This window comes from Streptomyces sp. NPDC093568, from assembly GCF_044764945.1.
Lineage (GTDB): Bacteria > Actinomycetota > Actinomycetes > Streptomycetales > Streptomycetaceae > Streptomyces.
Genome location: NZ_JBIWJD010000002.1, coordinates 170,371 through 189,101, shown reverse-complemented (window position 1 = coordinate 189,101; position 18,731 = coordinate 170,371). Strand labels below are relative to the sequence as shown.

General features: G+C 71.6%; 17 protein-coding genes. 6 read left to right on the top strand and 11 right to left on the bottom strand.

Annotated elements, in window-relative coordinates; all coding sequences use genetic code 11:
- Positions 1-102: 102 nt before the first annotated feature.
- The gene (locus tag ACIRD7_RS10375) at positions 103-1,101 is read left to right on the top strand and encodes an NADP-dependent oxidoreductase (protein ID WP_403452059.1); all 999 of its coding nucleotides are present in this window, start codon (positions 103-105) and stop codon (positions 1,099-1,101) included.
- Positions 1,102-1,197: 96 nt separating this feature from the next.
- A complete protein-coding gene (locus ACIRD7_RS10370; protein WP_403452058.1) occupies positions 1,198-1,626 on the top strand; it encodes an organic hydroperoxide resistance protein in 429 nt (142 codons plus the stop codon).
- Positions 1,627-1,694: 68 nt separating this feature from the next.
- Here the strand turns inward: ACIRD7_RS10370 and ACIRD7_RS10365 are convergent, their stop codons facing one another.
- Together ACIRD7_RS10365 and ACIRD7_RS10360 are read right to left on the bottom strand one after the other, a co-directional pair.
- The gene (locus ACIRD7_RS10365) at positions 1,695-2,846 is read right to left on the bottom strand and encodes a serine hydrolase domain-containing protein (RefSeq protein WP_403452056.1); all 1,152 of its coding nucleotides are present in this window, start codon (positions 2,844-2,846) and stop codon (positions 1,695-1,697) included.
- Positions 2,843-5,413 (bottom strand): M14 family zinc carboxypeptidase, encoded by a 2,571-nt coding sequence (locus tag ACIRD7_RS10360; RefSeq protein WP_403452054.1) that lies wholly within the window; start codon positions 5,411-5,413, stop codon positions 2,843-2,845. Before ACIRD7_RS10360 ends, ACIRD7_RS10365 begins: the two co-directional genes overlap by 4 nt.
- A gap of 190 nt (positions 5,414-5,603) precedes the next feature.
- On the opposite strand from ACIRD7_RS10360, the gene ACIRD7_RS10355 reads away from it, so the two are divergent.
- A complete protein-coding gene (locus tag ACIRD7_RS10355; RefSeq protein ID WP_403452052.1) occupies positions 5,604-6,398 on the top strand; it encodes an EI24 domain-containing protein in 795 nt (264 codons plus the stop codon).
- Here ACIRD7_RS10355 and ACIRD7_RS10350 read toward each other — a convergent pair.
- Positions 6,388-7,644, bottom strand: coding sequence for a pyroglutamyl peptidase (locus ACIRD7_RS10350; protein ID WP_403452050.1), 1,257 nt, complete (start codon positions 7,642-7,644; stop codon positions 6,388-6,390). The genes ACIRD7_RS10355 and ACIRD7_RS10350 overlap by 11 nt on opposite strands.
- A 78-nt stretch (positions 7,645-7,722) precedes the next feature.
- Positions 7,723-8,673 carry a LysR family transcriptional regulator gene (locus ACIRD7_RS10345; RefSeq protein ID WP_403453058.1) on the bottom strand — a complete coding sequence of 317 codons (951 nt, stop codon included), beginning with the start codon at positions 8,671-8,673 and terminating at the stop codon, positions 7,723-7,725.
- A gap of 49 nt (positions 8,674-8,722) precedes the next feature.
- Between ACIRD7_RS10345 and ACIRD7_RS10340 the strand changes: the two genes are divergently transcribed.
- Positions 8,723-9,124 (top strand): RidA family protein, encoded by a 402-nt coding sequence (locus tag ACIRD7_RS10340; RefSeq protein ID WP_403452048.1) that lies wholly within the window; start codon positions 8,723-8,725, stop codon positions 9,122-9,124.
- On the opposite strand, the gene ACIRD7_RS10335 is transcribed toward ACIRD7_RS10340, so the two are convergent.
- Positions 9,096-9,677 (bottom strand): TetR/AcrR family transcriptional regulator, encoded by a 582-nt coding sequence (locus tag ACIRD7_RS10335; protein ID WP_403452046.1) that lies wholly within the window; start codon positions 9,675-9,677, stop codon positions 9,096-9,098. The genes ACIRD7_RS10340 and ACIRD7_RS10335 overlap by 29 nt on opposite strands.
- Positions 9,678-9,779: 102 nt before the next feature.
- On the opposite strand from ACIRD7_RS10335, the gene ACIRD7_RS10330 reads away from it, so the two are divergent.
- Positions 9,780-12,215, top strand: coding sequence for a glycoside hydrolase family 3 protein (locus ACIRD7_RS10330; protein ID WP_403452044.1), 2,436 nt, complete (start codon positions 9,780-9,782; stop codon positions 12,213-12,215).
- 113 nt (positions 12,216-12,328) lie between these two features.
- On the opposite strand, the gene ACIRD7_RS10325 is transcribed toward ACIRD7_RS10330, so the two are convergent.
- On the bottom strand, positions 12,329-13,306 hold the full coding sequence (locus ACIRD7_RS10325) for an aldose epimerase family protein (RefSeq protein WP_403452042.1): 978 nt from the start codon (positions 13,304-13,306) through the stop codon (positions 12,329-12,331).
- A gap of 10 nt (positions 13,307-13,316) precedes the next feature.
- Positions 13,317-14,198, bottom strand: coding sequence for an SGNH/GDSL hydrolase family protein (locus ACIRD7_RS10320; RefSeq protein ID WP_403453057.1), 882 nt, complete (start codon positions 14,196-14,198; stop codon positions 13,317-13,319).
- Between the two features lie 269 nt (positions 14,199-14,467).
- Between ACIRD7_RS10320 and ACIRD7_RS10315 the strand changes: the two genes are divergently transcribed.
- Positions 14,468-14,962 (top strand): DUF3145 domain-containing protein, encoded by a 495-nt coding sequence (locus tag ACIRD7_RS10315; RefSeq protein ID WP_403452040.1) that lies wholly within the window; start codon positions 14,468-14,470, stop codon positions 14,960-14,962.
- 66 nt (positions 14,963-15,028) lie between these two features.
- On the opposite strand, the gene fabF is transcribed toward ACIRD7_RS10315, so the two are convergent.
- The 4 genes from fabF to ACIRD7_RS10295 form a co-directional block, all read right to left on the bottom strand.
- The gene (gene fabF / locus ACIRD7_RS10310) at positions 15,029-16,300 is read right to left on the bottom strand and encodes a beta-ketoacyl-ACP synthase II (protein WP_403452038.1); all 1,272 of its coding nucleotides are present in this window, start codon (positions 16,298-16,300) and stop codon (positions 15,029-15,031) included.
- A gap of 85 nt (positions 16,301-16,385) precedes the next feature.
- Positions 16,386-16,634: an acyl carrier protein gene (locus tag ACIRD7_RS10305; RefSeq protein WP_004001566.1), complete on the bottom strand. Its 249-nt coding sequence runs from the start codon at positions 16,632-16,634 to the stop codon at positions 16,386-16,388.
- Between the two features lie 102 nt (positions 16,635-16,736).
- Positions 16,737-17,768, bottom strand: a complete 1,032-nt coding sequence (locus ACIRD7_RS10300) for a ketoacyl-ACP synthase III (protein ID WP_403452036.1) — start codon at positions 17,766-17,768, stop codon at positions 16,737-16,739.
- 15 nt (positions 17,769-17,783) lie between these two features.
- Positions 17,784-18,695: an ACP S-malonyltransferase gene (locus ACIRD7_RS10295; RefSeq protein WP_403452034.1), complete on the bottom strand. Its 912-nt coding sequence runs from the start codon at positions 18,693-18,695 to the stop codon at positions 17,784-17,786.
- Between the last annotated feature and the right edge of the window lie 36 nt (positions 18,696-18,731).

Below are 18,731 nucleotides of genomic sequence, written 5' to 3'. Positions count from 1 at the left end.
GCTCTCAGGGTACCCCCGTTACTTGACATCCTGAAATATTCAGGAGCATGGTTGTTTCAGATGCTGAAGTAAAAATACCCGTACGGAAAGGCGCATCCCCCCATGAGCAACCGCGAATGGCACCTCCTGTCCCGCCCTGTCGGCTGGCCCAAGGACGAGGACTTCGCCCTGGTCGAGGCCGAGACGCCGACGCCCGGTGAGGGCCAGGTGCTCGTACGGAACAAGTACCTCTCCGTCGACCCGTACATGCGCGGACGCATGTCGGCCGCCAAGTCCTACGTCGCCCCCTTCGAGCTCGGCAAGGTCATGCAGGGCGGCGCCGTCGGCGAGGTCGTGGAGTCCAACGCCGAGGGGATCGCGGTCGGCGACCACGTCCTGCACTTCCTCGGCTGGCGCGAGTACGCGGCGGTGGACGCGAAGAACGCCGTCAAGGTCGACCCGGACGCCGCGCCGCTGTCCACGTACCTCGGCGTCCTCGGCATGACCGGCCTCACCGCCTACGCCGGTCTGCTGCGCACCGCCTCCTTCAAGGAGGGCGACTCGGTCTTCGTCTCCGGCGCCGCGGGTGCCGTGGGCAGCCAGGTCGGGCAGATCGCCAAGCTCAAGGGGGCCTCGCGGGTCATCGGGTCCGCCGGATCCGACGAGAAGGTCAAGCTCCTGGTGGAGGAGTACGGCTTCGACGCCGCGTTCAACTACAAGAACGGCTCGGTGGACGAGCAGCTGCGCGAGGCCGCCCCCGACGGCATCGACGTGTACTTCGACAACGTCGGCGGCGACCACCTGGAGGCCGCCATCGGCCAGCTCAACGTCCATGGCCGGATCGCCGTCTGCGGCATGATCTCGGTCTACAACAACACCGAGCCCGCCCCCGGCCCGAAGAACCTCGCCCGCCTCATCGCGACCCGCGGCCGCATCGAGGGCCTGCTGGTCGGCGACCACTACGACCTCCAGCCGCAGTTCGTGTCCGAGGTCGGCCCGTGGGTCGCCTCGGGGCAGCTCAAGTACCGCGAGACGGTCGTCGAGGGCATTGAGAACAACCTGGAGGCGTTCCTCGGTGTGCTGCGCGGTGACAACACCGGAAAGATGATCGTCAAGCTCTGACCCTGTGCTGGATTTCCGGCATGCGGTAACTTCTTTCCGAAACCGTCGTCGATCGTGGGCGCGAGTCGCGGCGGACCGAGGAGGAGAAGACACCGCATGTCCAGCACCCCCATCAGTCGAGCTGACGTCCTCTACACCGCGGTGGCCACCGCCGAGAACGGCCGCGACGGCCGGGTGGCCACCGACGACGGCAAGCTCGACGTCGTGGTCAACCCGCCCAAGGAGATGGGCGGCAGCGGCGCCGGCACCAACCCGGAGCAGCTGTTCGCCGCCGGTTACAGCGCCTGCTTCCAGGGCGCCCTCGGCGTCGTGGCCCGCCAGGAGCAGGCCGACATCTCCGGTTCGACCGTCACCGCGAAGGTCGGCATCGGCAAGAACGGCGACGGGTTCGGGATCATCGTGGAGATCTCGGCGGCCATCCCGAACGTGGACGCCGCCACCGCCCGGGACCTGCTTGAGAAGGCACACCAGGTCTGCCCGTACTCGAAGGCGACGCGCGGCAACATCAGCGTGACGCTGGTCTGACCCCGCTCGTTGCACACGGCGGAGGCCGCACCCCTGGACGTGGGGTGCGGCCTCTGTCACGCACGCTGTCAGCTCGCCAGAGCCGCCCGGTGCACCGCCCTCACCAGCCGCTCGTTCTCCGGTGCCGCCCCGCCCGGGAAGGCGTAGCGGCGGCGGGTGTAGCCGTAGGCGAGGCCGCTGCGGGGGTCCGCGAAGGCCTGGGAGCCGCTCGCGCCGCTGTGCCCGAAGGCGCCCGCGCCCAGGAACGGATACACGTAGTCGGCGACCGCCTGGAAGCCCAGTGCGAAGGACTTGTGGAACCGGGCCACCAGGTCGTAGCCGGTCGAGTGGATCTGGCCGACCTCGGCGACGGTGTCCGGCTTCAGCAGCGGCGGCCGCTCGTCCACCTCGCTGACGGCCGCCGCGTACATCCCCGCCAGCCCGCGCGCGGACGCGACGCCGCCCGCCGAGGCGGGTCCGCTCGCGCGCACGGCACGGGAGTTGGGGTAGTCCGACAGCTCCCCCGGCGCCGGGACATGCGCGTTGAACGCGATCGAGGCCAGCGTGTGCGGCCCGGTCGGCTCCGCGTCCAGCGCCGCCTGCTGCTCCGGCGTCGGCGCCATCGGCAGCACCGAGCGGTACCGCGGCTCCAACTCCTCGGGCAGCCCGAGATAGAAGCCCAGGTCGTACGGCGCCCGCACCCGCTCCTCGTAGACCTCCTGGAGCGTCCGGCCGGTCGCCCGCCGTACCACCTCGCCGGTGAGCGCGCCGATGACGAACGCGTGGTACCCGAAGGCCGTGCCCGGCCGCCAGAACGGCCGCTGGTCGGCGAGCCGCTCGGCGATCGCACGGTCGTCGGCCAGCTCGTCCCCGGTGAACCCGGCGTCAAGACCGATCAGCCCGGCCCGGTGCGAGAGCAGATCGCGCAGGGTGATGCCGCCCTTGCCCTCGGCCCCGAACTCCGGCCAGTAGTACGTCACCTTCCGGTCCGGCTCCAGGGTGCCCTCCTGGATGAGCAGCGCGACCACGAGGTGCGCGGCGCCCTTGGTGGAGGAGAACACCCCGTACAGGGAGTCGGCCTCACAGCCGTCACCGGCCCACAGGTCGACGACCCTGCGGCCGTGCACGTAGGCGCACAACTGTCCCTCGTAGTCCGGCAGTTCACCGGCCACGAACGCGGCGAACTCCTCGCGCACCGGCTCGAAGCCGTCCGCGACGGTGCCGTGGATCTCTCGTGTCATCCGCTCTCCTCACCTGAGCCACTTGCGGGTGCCATGGCGAACAATGCTCGTCCCACCTGCGCGAATTCCCCCTTGGGATGATCCCTGAACAGCGGCTCGGTGCCGAACAGGACCGCCCGCGGGCCGCTGACCACCGCGGCCCGCCCCGCCGCGTCCGCCGGCCCGCCGGAGCCGTCCGGCGCCGGCCGCCAGTGCCCGGAGACCAGCGGATTCCCGGTCGCGTACGTCTGTTCGACCCGGACGTCCGGACCGAGGCCGGTGAACCACACGGGCGCGTACACGAAACTGTGCGCCGGTGCGCCCCGCATCAGGGGGCTGCCCGAGTTCACCACGCGCACCACACCGTTGGCGTCCCCGTTGCCCTCGACGGCCTCCACGGACAGCGAACCGGCCGCTGTGCCGAGCGCGGCACCCGTGGCACCCCGGCCGACCAGACCGTGCCCGTCGAGGAAGGCGTCGAGACCCGCGCGGGCGCCGGCCTCCAGGTCGTCGTACGCCAGCCCCGCCGACACGAACAGCACGTCCACCGACGACCAGTCGAAGCCTGCGTTCAGCACGCCCGTCGAGACCGGCGTGACCTCGAAGCCCATCTCCCGCAGCGCCAGCAGCTCACCCGCCGTGACGGCGGCGGCGACACGGGTGCGGTGCAGCGGGGTGCTGCCGGTGAGCTTCGTGGCGTGGAAGGCGACACCGTGGGCGCGGGCCGCCTCCGCCGCCAGGCGCCGGGCCGACCCCGGCACGATCGCGCTGCCGTCGGCGGCGCGGCGGGCCTCGACGCCCTTGCGCAGCAGGAAGTTCAGGGCGGCGACCTCGTCCGGGTCGTCGAGCCGCAGCCGCAGGTCGCCGCGCGGGGCGACGTAAGCGACGGGGGACGCCGCACGGACCGGGCGCAGCACGCCGTACGGCAGACCCGGCAGGGTCCCGACCGGCGCGCCCCACAGCCGGCCCAGGCTCCAGCCCGAGATGTCGTACATCACCGAGACCTTGTCGCTGATGTCCCGCCCGTCGGCGAGGAGCGCGTTCGCGAGCCCGCGCTTGGGCTGGCGCATGTCGACGACGTAGGAGCCCTTGGCGTACGTCCGGCCGCCGAGCCGGAAGGCGTGTGCCGCGCGGGTGACGCGGATGTCGTTGGCGAGGAGATGGTCGACGAGACGGGCGGTGGCAGGGCCGCCGGAGGGGAGGACGTACGCGCGCGGGAAGGTGGTCGTGTACACGTCCTCCGGGCCGATGCCAGGGACGCCCGGGACGGTCGCCTCCGACACCGGCACCTGCGCGGCGCCCGCCGCACCCCGCCGGAACACCTCGATCTGGTCGGCGACGAGCAAGGCGCGCCGGTCCCGGACGAAGTCCAGGGTGGCGCGCAGGGCGGCCCCGGCGACGTCCACGTTGATGGCCGACCGGCGACGAAGCTCGCCGACGGGCAGGGTGTCGTAGTCGGCGTTGTTCACCCGCATCGGGATCTCCACCGTGTGCGCGGCGACCGTGCCGTGGAAGGCCGCGTACTGCGGGGTGAAGACCGGCGGCCAGTCGTCCCAGCCCTCGTCCTGGTCGCGGAACGGTATCTGCGCGGGCTGGACGCCGTCCTTCTGCGGCGTGTAGCCGAGGCCGTTGACGGCGGCCTCCATGCCGAGGGCGTTGGCGTAGGTGTTCTTCAGGAAGAGGTCGTACTCGTAGTTCTCGCCGTGTGGGGGAGTGGTCGGCTCGATGAGGGTGCCGTTGACGTACCCGTGCAGGTCGAGCATGACGGCCGGCTGCTTGTCCACCATGATCCGCCGCATCGCCCGCACCTCGGGCTGCGAGGCGGTGACGAAGTCCCGGTTCATGTCGAAGCCGGCGGCGTTCGCGCGGGTTCCGGCGATACGGCCGTCCGGGTTGGCGGTGATGTTGAAGTACAGGCGGCTGTGGGCGAGGAGGTCGCGCGTCCTGGCGTCCTTGGCGGTGGCGAGGCGCTCGATGAGCTTCAGGGAGGCGTCGGTGCCCTCCCACTCGTTGCCGTGGATGTTGTTGTTGAAGAAGACGGGGGTCTTGTACGTCTTCCTGACCTCGGGAGACTTGGCGGCGAGGGCGGGTGCGCTCTCGATGAGCTCGCGCATCCGCGCCTGGGCGCGGGCCTGGCGGGCGGTCTCCGGGGCGGTGACGGTGACCAGGTAGAGCCGGTGCCCGCCGGCCGACCGGCCAGCGACCTCGACGCTCACCCGGTCGCCGAGGGCCTGGAGGGTGTTCAGCTTCGGCGCGATGGCGTGGTACGGGGTCAGGCCCAGCTTGATGGACTTGTCGGCCGGGTTCTCGGGGTCGGGGACCAGGACCTGCCGGCGGGGGTAGCCGCGGCTGTCGTCGCCGAGCGTCGCCGCGGACTCGGCCTCGGCCGGCATCCCGGCGCCGGCGAGGGCCCGTTGGGCCGCGCTCACCGGCGTCCGCGCCGCGTGCCGGTCGGGCGCGGCCTCGCGGTGGACCGGGGGCCCGGGTTCCGCCTCGGCGGTGTACGGGGTGGTCAGAAGCAGGGAGCCCGCCGTGGTGAGGGCGATGAGCAGTACGGGTCTCGCGGGAACGGTTCTCGTGGTGCGCACGCGTACCTCCTCCGGAACGTCCAAAGATCGGTACGGCGAGGTGTACCTGTTCGACTCAACGGCAACAAGAGGGAGTTGGCGGCACGGACACCCCGGAGGGCGCGCCGGTGCGATGAACCAGGGGTCGCGGTGACCGTGCCCCGAAGCGGCTGTGACCCGGGTGTGACACGCCCCGACTAGAGTTCGGTCCATGCGCGATCTTGGTGTCGGTTTCGGGTATCTCCTCAAGGGCCAGCGATGGGTGGCCCGGCACGGCAAGCAGTACGGATTCGGTCTGCTCCCGGGCCTGATCACCCTCGTGCTCTACGCGGCGGCGCTGGTCGCCCTCGCCCTGTGGGGCGAGGACTTCGTGGCCTGGACGACGCCCTTCGCCGACGACTGGTCGAGCCCCTGGCAGGGCCTCTTCCGCGGCTTCCTCACCGCCGTCCTGTTCGCCCTGAGCCTGCTGCTCTCCGTCATCACGTTCACCGCGGTCACCCTGCTGGTCGGCCAGCCCTTCTACGAGAGCCTCTCCGAGAAGGTCGACCGGGACGTCTCGCCCGACGGCACGGCTCCCGAGTCCGGCCTGCCGCTCTGGCGCGAGCTGTGGATCTCCGGCCGCGACAGCCTGCGGATCGTGCTGCGCGCCGCCCTCTGGGGCCTGCTGCTCTTCGCCCTCGGCTTCATCCCGGTCGTCGGCCAGACGGTCGTACCGGTGATCGGCGTCATCGTCACCGGCTTCTTCCTCACCGAGGAACTCACGGCGGTCGCCCTCCAGCGCCGCCGCGTCGAACTCCGCGACCGCCTGGGGATGCTCCGCTCCCGCAAGACCCTGGTCTGGGGCTTCGGCACGCCCCTCGCCGCCGCCTTCCTGGTCCCCTTCGTCGCGGTGTTCCTGATGCCGGGCGCGGTTGCGGGGGCGACGCTGATGGCGCGGGAGCTGATGGGGGAGGAGACCCGGGAGGAAGCGGCGCCCGCGCCCGACGCGGAGCACGTCAGCTGGTGACCGGGCTGTCGACCGTCACCTTCAGGATCGTCCGGACCTGGGCGATGATGTCCAGCCGGTTCCGCACGAACTCGGGGTCGGTCACCGACCCCGTCGCCGGATCCGTGTTTCCCGCCCCGAACTGCAGCACCGGCGTGTGCACATGCCCGCCCGGCAGCGTGTCGTGCAGCCCGAGCCGGTCCCGGAGCAGCGTCGCCCGGTAGGCGATCTCGTTGGAGAGATAGTTCCCACCGCCCCCGGCCCGCGCGGTGGACCCTGCCGTCGGCCCGTCCGGCCGGACGACCGCCTCCGTGCCGCCCGCCGGGATCTCCGTCACGCTCGTGTTGTCGTACACGGGGAAACGGCCGGTGTTCGCGGCGACGATCTCCTTGTACGGCAGGGTCGTCGACGTCCACTGCGGCTGTGAGGCCGGGTCGGTGACCGGAATCGCCTCGGTCCGGGTGAGGTTCTCGTTGTCGGGAAACCCGCCCCGCCAGGCCCCGTTCGTCCGCTCGATGTCGAACCTCCCGACCCGCCCCTGGCTCACCGTCGTGAACAGATCGACCTTCTTCAGATACGGACGCAGCGTCCGCTCCACCGTCTCGTCCGCGAAGTCCTGCCAGCGCACCGGGAACACGGCGGTCTCCACCCGCGCCGGACCCTCCGCCGTCTCGATCACCGTGCCGTCGAGCGCGAGCGCGGTCGCCCCGGACGGGTTGGAGATCCGGATGTCGCGGTCGAGGGTGAACGGGTCGAACCCGGTGACCAGCACCCGCTTGAGCCCGCCGTGCGGATAGCGGATGTCGCTCTGCCCGCGCGACGTCCGCTCCAACGCGCCCAACAGCACGCCCCGCTGCGTGCCGCTCAGCGTGAACCCCGGCTCCCAGGTCCGCACCTGACGCGTCATCGACAACCGGGCCCAGTACAGCGGCCGGTCGTCGTCCCGGCTCAGATCACCGCCCGCAGGACCGCGCCCCTGGGCCCGGTCGACGGCCCGCCGCCACAGCGCCGACCCCTCGCGTTCGACGACGTGACGGGCCTGCGCGTAGGACCGGGCCGCCCGCAGGTCACGAACGAACTGCGAGGCCAGGGCGTCGAATCCGGAGCGGCGCAATATCTCCTGGGGGACCGGCCGGTCCAGCCGCTGTTCCTCCACGGTCGGCGTCGGGGCCGCCGACCCGGCGGCGGCCGCCCCGGTCGTGGGAGCCGAGAGGCCGGCCAGCAGGGCCAGTCCGAGGACGCCGATCCGAACACGTAGGGAATTCAAGGGAGTTCCGGTCCTTCCGTCACGGTGGGGGAAGCTGCTTCGTGCGGGACGCCGGAAGTATCGCCTGGCGGGTGTGGTCTACGCCATGGTGGGGGACGAGGACACCGACACCACCGCCGCCCGCAGCGCCCCGAGGAACTCCTCCCCGGCCGGCGACAACGACCGGCCCCGCACCGTCGCCGCGTACACCGCCCGCGCCGGACCGCCCTCGTCGAGCACCGGCACCAGGCGCACATCGGGGCGCACCGACCCGGCGGCCAACGCCGGGACCAGCGCGACCCCGAGGCCGGCGGCGACGTACCCCTGCTTGGCCGTCCACTCGCCGACGACGTGCGCGACCCGCGGCCGGAAGCCCTGCCGCAGGGCCGCGTCGAGGAGCGTGCCCTCCGGGCGGGAGCTGCCCGAGATCCAGTCGGCGTCGGCCAACTCCCCGAGCCGCACGGGGCCCTCGTGCCGGGCGAGGCGGTGGGCGGCGGGGACGGCGACGTACAGGGACTCGTCGAGGAGATGGTGGAGTTCGTACGACTCCAGCGGCGCCCGGCCCGTGGTCGAGACGACCGCCAGATCCAGGTGTCCGGCGGCCAGGCGCTCCAGGAGCGCCGGAGTCAAGCCTTCCTCCCGGGTCACACGGACCCGTGGACGCCGCGCACGGAACACGGCCAGCGCCTGGGGCACGAGCCCGGCGTCGGCCGTGGCGAACGCCCCGAACCGCAGCCTCCCCCCGGTCACTTCACGCACGGCGGCCAGTTCGCGCACGGCGTCGTGCAGCGACTCCGCGACGGCCTCGGCGTACGGCACGAGCACCCGCCCCGCCTCCGTGAGCCGCACGCCGCGCGGCAGCCGGTCGAAGAGCGGCGCACCGCCCAATGCCGCCTCCAGCGTGGCGATCTGACGGGACACCGCGGACTGCGTCCAGCCGAGCGCGCGGCCGGCGCCCGTGAAGGAGCCGTGGCGGGCGACTTCCAGGAACGCCCTCAGCCACACGGTCGAAACCTCGGGAAACTCATGCTGGTTCGGCATGGCACCCATGCTGGACATTCGCTTGTCGCATCTCAAGGGCGGACCTAGCGTCGAGGGCATGCAGATCTCCATCGACAGCCCTGCCTCGGCGCCCCAGCCCCTCAGCCCGTACTACTCCCAGGTCGCCCGCGTGGAACACGCCGACGGCAGCGCCCTGTTGTTCCTCTCCGGGCAGATCGCCGAGGGCGACACGGTCGCCGAACAGACCCGCGGCATCTTCGAGACGATCGCCGCCCTGCTCAAGGCCCACGGCGCGACCCTGGCGAACGTCATCAACATCCGCACCTGCCTCACCGACATAGGCACCCTGGAGGAATACGGCACCGTACGACGCCAGTACCTCACCGGCACCCCGCCCACCAGCATGACGTTCGAGGTGCCGAGGCTGTTCCGGCCGGAGGCGCTCGTCGAGGTCGAGATCGTGGCGGCCGTCAGTGCGGGCTCTCGCCCAGCAGGCTGAGGAAGTCCCGGAACGCGCCCGGCATGTCCACCGACTCGGGGTCCAGGAGCCACTGGTACTGGAGTCCGTCCATCACGGCCACCAGCAGGGGAGCCGTGCGCTCGGGCGTGAGTCCGTTCGGCAGCCGGTCGCCGTACTCGGCGCGCAGGACCTCCGCCATGGTCGTCCGCACGCGCGTGTACCGCTCGGTGAAGTACGCCCGCGCCGGATGTCCCTCCGTCACGCTCTCGCCGAGCAGCGCCGAGAAGGTCTGGATGATGCCGGGCCGCATCGCGTTGTACTCGACCAGCGAGGCGAGCAGGTCCACCCGCCACCGGGTGTCGGGCACGGCGTCCCACTGGTCCCGCTCCTGGAGCACGGCGACGAGCAGCGCGTCCTTCGTCGGGAAGTAGTGCAGCAGCCCCTGCTGGGTGAGCCCGACCCGCTCCGCGACCGCGCCCAGGCTCGCGCCCCGGTAACCGCGCTCGGCGATCACCTCAAGGGCCGCCCGCACGATCTCGGCACGGCGCTCCTCGCTCCTGACCCTCGCGTTCATGTCGTCACCGTACGACATCACCGGACAAGTAATATAACAGCAAGATAACGAAACCTACCGGTCTACAGGTGGCCGATGCAGGATGGAGGCAGCGACCGCACTCAACGAGGAGGCACCGCGATGGCGGGAACCCGCACCCAGGCCGACGACACACGCGAGGCGGTGGTCGACGCGGCCCTCGCCCGGCTCGACCTCGACGCGAAGGCACGGCTGCTCTCCGGTCAGGACATGTGGACCCTGCCCGCGCTCCCCGGGATCGGCCTGCGGTCGCTCGTCATGTCCGACGGCCCGATCGGCGTCCGGGGTGTGCGATGGACCGCCGACGACCCCTCCGTCGCGCTGCCCTCGCCCACCGCCCTCGCCGCCGCCTGGGACCCGGACCTCGCCCGCCGCGCCGGCACCCTCCTCGCCCAGGAGGCCCGCCGCAAGGGCGTGCACGTCCTGCTCGCCCCGACCGTCAACCTCCACCGCTCCCCGCTCGGCGGGCGCCACTTCGAGGCGTACAGCGAGGACCCGTACCTGACGGGGACGATCGGCGCCGGCTACGTGCGCGGGGTCCAGTCCGGCGGTGTCGGCACCACCGTCAAGCACTTCGTCGCCAACGACGCCGAGACCGACCGCTTCACGGTCGACAACACCGTGAGCGAACGCGCCCTGCGCGAGCTCTACCTGGCGCCCTTCGAGATCATCGTCGAGAACGCCCACCCCTGGGGCATCATGACCGCCTACAACACGGTCAACGGCACGACGATGACCGAGCACCACTATCTCGTGAACGAGGTCCTGCGCGGCGAGTGGGGCTTCGACGGCTTCAACGTCTCCGACTGGATGGCCGCGCGGTCCACGGTCGGCGCGATCGAGGGCGGTCTCGACGTCGCCATGCCCGGCCCGCGGACGGTGTACGGCGAGGCCCTGGCCCAGGCCGTACGGGACGGCGAGGTCGCCGAGGCCAAGGTCGACGACGCCGTGCGCAACGTCCTGCGGCTCGCCGCCCGCGTCGGCATCCTCGAGGGCGCCGAGCCGGTCGTCACCGAGCTTCCCGGCACCGTCGACGGCCCGGCGCTGGCCCGCGAGATCGCCCGCCGCTCCTTCGTCCTGGTCCGCAACCAGGGCGCCCTGCCGCTCGCGCCGAACGGCACGGTCGCGCTCATCGGCGCCGCCGCCCGCGACGCCCGTGTCCTCGGCGGGGGTTCGGCGACGGTCTTCCCGGCCCGGATCGTCTCCCCGCTCGACGGCCTCACCGCCGCCCTCCCCGAGGGCACCCTCACCTACGCCGTAGGCGCCGACCCGAGCACGGAACTCGCCGTCGCCTCCAAGGGCTTCGAACTGCGCGCCGTGTGCCGCAACGCGGCCGGCGACGTCATCGGCACCGGATCGGCGCCGAGCGGCCAGATCCAGTGGATGGGGTCGGACCTCCCCGAGGGCGTCACCGACGAGGCCCTGCACACCGTCGAGCTGACCGGCACCTTCACCCCGCGCGAGTCCGGCCCGCACACCTTCGGCATCAAGGGCCTCGGTGCGTTCAGGCTCACCGTCGACGGAACCACCTACTACGACGACGTCCAGCGCTCCGACAAGGACGATCCGTTCATCTCCTTCTTCGGCGCCCCCGTGCCGCGTGCCCAGCCCGAACTCACCGCCGGCGAAACGGTCGAGGTGTCCCTCACCCACGTCGTCGAGTTCCCCGAGGGCGCCCCGATGAAGGTCGTCGGCTTCACCCTCGCCCACCAGGAGCCGCAGCGCGACGCCGACGAGCTGATCGCCGAGGCCGTCGAGGCCGCCCGCGCCGCCGACACGGCCGTCGTCGTGGTCGCCACCACCGACCGCGTCGAGTCGGAGGGCTTCGACCGCACGGACCTGACGCTGCCCGGCCGCCAGGACGAACTGGTCCGGGCCGTCGCCGCCGCCAACCCCAACACCGTCGTGGTCGTCAACTCCGGCTCCCCGGTGGAGCTGCCGTGGCGCGAGGACGTCGCCGCCGTGCTGCTGAGCTGGTTCCCCGGGCAGGAGGGCGGCGCGGCCCTGGCCGACGTCCTCACCGGCGCCCACGAGCCGGGCGGCCGGCTGCCCACCACCTGGGGTGCCCTGTCCGACGCCCCGGTCACCGAGGTCGTCCCGACCGCCGGTGAGCTCCCGTACACCGAGGGCGTCTTCATCGGCTACCGCGCCTGGGAGAAGGCGGGCCGGGCCCCGTCGTACCCCTTCGGGCACGGCCTCGGCTACACCGAGTGGACCTACGAGTCCGCCGAGGTCCAGGGCGCGACGGTGACGGTCCGGCTGCGCAACTCCGGTGAGCGCGCCGGGCGCGAGGTCGTGCAGGTCTATCTGGCGCCGGGCGAGCCGGACGCCGAGCGGCCGGCCCGGTGGCTGGCCGGGTTCGCCGGGGTGGAGGCAGGGCCGGGGGAGCGGGCCGAGGCCGTGATCGAACTCCCGCGCCGGGCTTTCGAGATGTGGGACGAGACGACCAATTCGTGGACGTTCGTGAAGGGTTCGTACGAGATCCAGGTCGGACGCTCGATCGCCGACCGTCGGGTGACGGCGACCATTAACGTCTGACCCGGGAGAAGTACCCAGGAACAGCCCCGGTCCGGTCCTGACGCCCGGGCCGGGGCTCGTGGTGCGCGGTGGACCGGCGCGCACTGGATCGGCGCGGCGGTCAGCGCACCGGATCAGCGCACCGAGAAGCCGTACACCGTCTCCGACCTGAACACCTCGCCGGGCCGCAGCACCGTGCTCGGGAAGCCGGGCCGGTTCGGCGAGTCGGGGAAGTGCTGGGTCTCCAGCGCGATGCCGTCGCCTGGGGCGAAGGGCTCGGTCAGGTGGTCGGCGGTGTAGAGCTGGAGGCCGGGCTCGGTCGTCGCCACCGTGAGCGCCCGCCCGGTCGTCGGGTCGTAGAGGCCGGCGACCTCCCGCGCGTCCTCCGTCACCCCCTTGTCGAGCACGAAGTTGTGGTCGTACCCGGCGCCGACCTTGCGCGCCTGACGGAAGTCGAAGCGGGTGCCCGCGACGTCGTCCAGGGCGCCGGTCGGAATGAGGTCGTCGTCGACCGGGGTGAACCGGGATGCCGCCAGCCGCAGTTCCTGCCCGCCCGCGTCGCCGGAGCCCGCACCGGCCAGGTTGAAGTAGCTGTGGTTGGTCAGGTTCACCACGGTCGGCGCGTCCGTCACCGCCTCGTACGCGATCCGCAGCGCGCCGTCGGCATCGAGGGTGTAGGTCGCCGAGACCTCCAGCCGCCCCGGGAAGCCCTCCTCGCCGTGCGGGCTGACCCGGGTGAGGCGCACGCCGTGCTCGACCGGCGTCACCTCCCACACCCGCTTGTCGAAGCCGTGCCCACCGCCGTGCAGGGAGTTCGGCGGGTCGTTGGGTTCGAGCGCGTACGTCAGGCCGTCCAACGGGAAACGGGCGCCGGCGATCCGGTTGGCGTACCGGCCGATGAGGGCGCCCAGAAACGGCTCCGGGTGGGCCAGATATCCGTCCAGGCCGGCGAACCCCAGCACCACGTTCGCCGCGTGCCCGTCGCGGTCCGGCACCTCCAGCGACTGCACGATCCCGCCGTACGACAGCACCCGTACCCGTACGCCCGCGCGCTCCAGGGTCCAGCGGTGGACCTCGGTGCCGTCGGAAAGTGTGCCGAAGTGTTCGCTCATGAGCGGAACACTAGTTCGTGACCGTCCGGTAGGCGATCTCGGCCAGCCGTGCCTGGCCGTTGACACTCGGATGGAACCAGTCCCACTGGCTCAGCTGCCGGCCGTCGAACCGGAAGGCGTACACCGCCCCGTCGTCGAAACGGCACCGCCGGTCCTTCTCGCAGACCTCCTTCAGCACCGAGTTGTAGGCCTCGACCCGCTCCTGCACCCGCTCGCGCCGCTGGTTCGCCGCCGCGGTCAGCGAGTCCGCGTCGCCCAGCATCGACGGGCAGATCCCGAGCTTCCACACCTGCTTGCCCAGCGGGTTCGTACGGCCCTGCTCCCACAGCCGCATCAGGTTCGGCACGCTCGCCACATACACCTGCGACTTCGGCAGGGAGTCGCGCAGCGTGCTCATCGCGTCCGTGAACTGCGTCCGGAAGTCGGCCACGGACGTCATCTCGGCGGTCGACGCCCGGCAGGCGTCGTTGGCCCCCGCCATCACCGCCACCAACTCCGGCTTGCGGGTGACCGCCTGGGCCATCTGCCCGGCCACGTCCACCATCCGGGCGCCGGTCACCGCGTAGTTCCAGCTCCGCTCGGCCGCCTTCGCCTTGCCCAGCAGCCGGACCGCCAGACTGTCGACCTTCGGGCTGCCGCCGGTCGCCCAGGAGACCTCCGGACAGTCCGACAGGACACCGCAGGCGTCGAAACCACGGGTGATCGAGTCGCCCACGGCCGCGACCGAGGCGGGGCTGCGGTCCCAGACGGGCGTCGGCTTCGGCGACGGGCGCGCCTTGCTGCCGGACGGCGCCGGCGAGGCGCCCCCGACGGCGTCACAGCCCGACACGCCCACCACGGCCGCGGTCACGGCGGCGAACACCGCGAGCGAGAGTTGCCGTCGCTGCCGCATGCCCTGGTCCATCCCCTCGCTCGCCCCGGTCGGTTCCTCCACTGAAGTCTCCAACCCATGACAACGCACCAGGGTTCCCCGCCGGCTCATGCAACGGCTCACACCCGTACAAGCGTCCCCACGGGTGAATGGCGGACGTTTCACGGCACCGGGACCGACGGTACGTCACACTCCTTGCGCCGCCGCACGGTAGCCTCGCCATCAACGTGGCTGCCCGGCCACTATCGTCCGCCAGTTCGCAAAGATGTCCGCTCAGCCCGGAGGTACCGGTGACGACACGTGGAGTTCTGTACGTTCACTCCGCGCCGCGCGCGCTGTGCCCGCACGTCGAGTGGGCCGTCGCCGGGGTGCTCGGCACACGCGTCAACCTCGACTGGATCCGGCAGCCGGCCGCGCCCGGCACCTGGCGCTCGGAGTTCAGCTGGCAGGGCGAGCCGGGCACGGCGTCCAAGCTGGCGTCGGCCCTGCGCGGCTGGCACCTGCTGCGCTTCGAGGTCACGGCCGAGCCCTGCCCGACCGCCGAGGGCGAGCGCTACAGCTGCACCCCCGACCTCGGCATCTTCCACGCCGTGACGGGCATACACGGCGACATCCTCATCCCGGAGGACCGCCTGCGCGCGGCGCTCGCGAGATCCCAGCGCGAGGAGACGGACCTGGAGGCGGAGATCGCCAAGCTCCTGGGCAAGCCGTGGGACGACGAGTTGGAGCCGTTCCGGTATGCCGGTGAGGGCGCGCCGGTGCGCTGGTTGCACCAGGTGGTCTGAGACTCGGACATGCGAAGGGCCCCCACCTCGAAAGGTGGGGGCCCTTCACGTACGTACGGCTGCTTCTCAGACCGTCCGGAACGCCAGCACCACGTTGTGCCCACCGAAGCCGAACGAGTCGTTCAGCGCGGCGATACGGCCCTCCACGGGCAGCTTGCGCGCCTCGCCGCGGACCACGTCCGCGTTCGCCTCGGCCTCCGGGTCAAGGTTCTCGACGTTGATGGTCGGCGGAGCCACCCGGTGGTACAGCGCGAGCACGGTCGCGACCGTCTCCACACCACCGGCACCACCCAGCAGATGACCCGTCATCGACTTGGTGGCCGACACGGCCATGTGGTCCGCGTCGTCGCCGAACACCTTCCGCAGCGCCTTCAGCTCGGCGATGTCACCGGCCGGCGTCGACGTGGCGTGCGCGTTGACGTGCACGATCTCCGCCGGGTCCAGGTCGTTGCGCTCCAGCAGGTTCTGCAGGGCGTGCGAGATGCCCCGCCCCTCCGGCTCCGGCTGCACGATGTCGTGCGCGTCGGCGGAGATGCCCTGCCCGACCGCCTCGGCGTACACGCGGGCACCGCGCTTGGCGGCGTGCTCCGCGGACTCCAGGACGATCACGCCGGCGCCCTCGCCGAGGACGAAGCCGTCGCGGGCGACGTCGTAGGGACGCGAGGCGCCCTGCGGGTCGTCGTTGTTCTTGGACATCGCCATCATGTTGCCGAACGCGGCGATCGGCAGCGGGTGGATCGCCGCCTCCGTGCCACCCGCGACGACGACGTCGGCGCGGCCGGTGCGGATCATCTCGATGGCGTAGCCGATGGCCTCGGCGCCCGAGGCGCACGCGGAGACCGGCGTGTGCACGCCCGCACGGGCGCCCACGGCCAGACCCACGTTCGCGGAGGGGCTGTTCGGCATCAGCATGGGCACGGTGTGCGGGGAGACGCGGCGAACGCCCTTCTCCTTGAGCACGTCGTACTGGTCGAGCAGCGTCGTCACGCCACCGATCCCGGAGGCGATGACGGCACCGAGACGGTCGGGGTCGACGTTCGGGTCCTCACCGGCCTTGGCCTCGAACCCGGCGTCGGCCCAGGCCTCCTTGGCCGCGATCAGCGCGAACTGCGCCGAGCGGTCCAGACGGCGGGCCTGCGGCCGGGGAATGACCTCGGTCGGTTCCACGGCGACCGGCGCCGCGATGCGGACCGCCTGGTCGGCGGCCCACTCCTGCTCCAGGGGCTTGACGCCGGAACGTCCGGCGATCAGGCCCTCCCAGGTAGAGGCTGCGTCGCCACCCAGCGGTGTGGTTGCGCCGATACCGGTGACGACCACGGTGCGATTGGTCGGGCTCACGGGAATTCTTTCTCCAACGGATACGAGGATTCAGCGGCGCCACCGCCGGGTGGCGGGGCAGGCAGCCCCAGGGTGGATCGGAGGATCAGCCCTGGTGCTTGAGGATGTAGTCGGTCGCGTCGCCCACGGTCTTGAGGTTCTTGACGTCCTCGTCGGGGATCTTGACGTCGAAGCGCTCCTCGGCGGCGACGACGACCTCGACCATGGACAGCGAGTCGACGTCCAGGTCGTCGGTGAAGGACTTGTCCAGCTGGACGTCCTCAACCGGGATGCCGGCGATCTCGTTCACGATGTCGGCGAGACCGGCGACGATCTCTTCCTGAGTGGCGGCCATCTTGGCGCTCCTTCGTAGATATCTCAGAGGGTTTGGCGTCCGCCGCGTGAGCGGCAGGTGGTGCGTTTCCCGTGCCGGCTCACATGATCCGGCACGGAGTGCCTAGGGGAGAGTAACGACCGTCGCGGCGTATACGAGACCCGCCCCGAATCCGATGACGAGCGCGGTGTCGCCGCTCTTCGCCTCGCCGGTCGCCAGGAGCCGCTCCATCGCGAGCGGGATCGAGGCGGCCGAGGTGTTGCCGGTGGTGCGCACGTCGCGGGCGACCGTGACGTGTTCCGGCAGCTTGAGTGTCTTCACCATCGAGTCGATGATCCGCTCGTTGGCCTGGTGCGGGATGAAGACGTCCAGGTCGTCCGGGGTGATCCCGGCCGCGTCCAGCGCCTGCTGGGCGACCTTCGCCATCTCGAACACGGCCCAGCGGAAGACCGCCTGGCCTTCCTGGGTGATCGCGGGGAACTTGACGTTGCCCTCGCTGTCCAGCGGGAGCTGGGAGACATCGCCGACCCGGAACTCGTTCCACGGCACGGTCTGCTTGATCGTCTCGGACTTGTCGCCCTCGGAGCCCCAGATGGTGGGGGCGATGCCGGGCTCGTCGGCCGGGCCCACGACGACCGCGCCCGCGCCGTCGCCGAACAGGAAGGCCGTGGCGCGGTCCTCCAGGTCGGTGAGGTCGCTCAGGCGCTCCACGCCGATGACGAGGACGTACTCGGCGGAACCCTCGACGATCATGCCCTTGGCGAGCGTCAGGCCGTAGCCGAAGCCCGCGCAGCCGGCCGAGATGTCGAAGGCCGCGGCCTTGTTCGTGCCGAGCTTGTCGGCGATCTCGGTCGCGACGGCCGGGGTCTGCCGGAAGTTCGAGACGGTCGAGACGATCACGCCGCCGATCTGCTCGGCGGAGATCCCGGCGTCGGCGATCGCCTTGCCGGACGCCTCGACCGACATCGCGGCGACGGTCTCCTCGTCGTTCGCCCAGTGCCGCGTCTCGATGCCCGAGCGCGACCGGATCCACTCGTCGGACGAGTCGATCTTCTCCAGGATCACCTCGTTGGGCACGACCCGGACCGGACGGTACCCACCCACACCGAGGATGCGGGCGTACGGGGCGCCCTTGCTGGGCTTCAGCTTCGCCATGCTCAGGGCTCCTTGTCAGGCGTGCTCTGCGATGAGCTCGCGAGCAGCGTCCAGGTCGTCGGGGGTCTTCAGGGCGAACGTTCGTACGCCCGGCAGTGCGCGCTTGGCCAGACCGGTCAGCGTGCCACCCGGGCACGCCTCGATCAGGGCCGTGACGCCGAGTTCCTTGAAGGTCTCCATGCACAGGTCCCAGCGGACCGGGTTGGCGACCTGCCCGACGAGGCGCTCCAGCACCTCGGAGCCGGTGGCGACCGCCCTGCCGTCCTTGTTGGAGACGTAGGTGACCTTCGGGTCGCCCGGGACGATCTCCTTGGCGGCCTCGGCCAGCCTGTCGACGGCGGGGCCCATGTGGTGGGTGTGGAAGGCGCCGGCGACCTTCAGCGGGACGACCTTGCGCACGCCCTCGGGCTTGTCCTCGTTCAGCGCGGCGAGCTGCTCCATGGTGCCCGCGGCCACGATCTGCCCGGCGCCGTTCATGTTCGCCGGGGTCAGGCCCAGCTTCTCCAGGTGCGCGACGCTCACCTCGGGGTCGCCGCCGAGCAGCGCCGACATGCCGGTCTCGGTGATCGCGGCGGCCTCGGCCATGGCCAGGCCGCGCTTGCGCACGAGGGTCAGCGCGGCGGTGTCGTCGAGGACGCCCGCGTAGGCGGCGGCGGTGATCTCGCCGACGCTGTGGCCGGCGACGGCACCCGGGTTGATGTCACCCAGTGCCGCGGCGGACAGGATGCCGGCCGCGACGAGCAGCGGCTGCGCCACGGAGGTGTCCCGGATGGCGTCGGCGTCGGCCTGCGTCCCGTAGTGGGCGAGGTCCAGTCCGATGGCGTCCGACCAGGCACCGAGACGGTCGGCGGCACCGGGCAGTTCGAGCCAGGGGGTCAGGAAGCCGGGCGTCTGGGCGCCCTGGCCGGGAGCGACGAGTACGAGCACTCTCACACTCTCTCTTGGGGACGGGCAGCGCCGCCC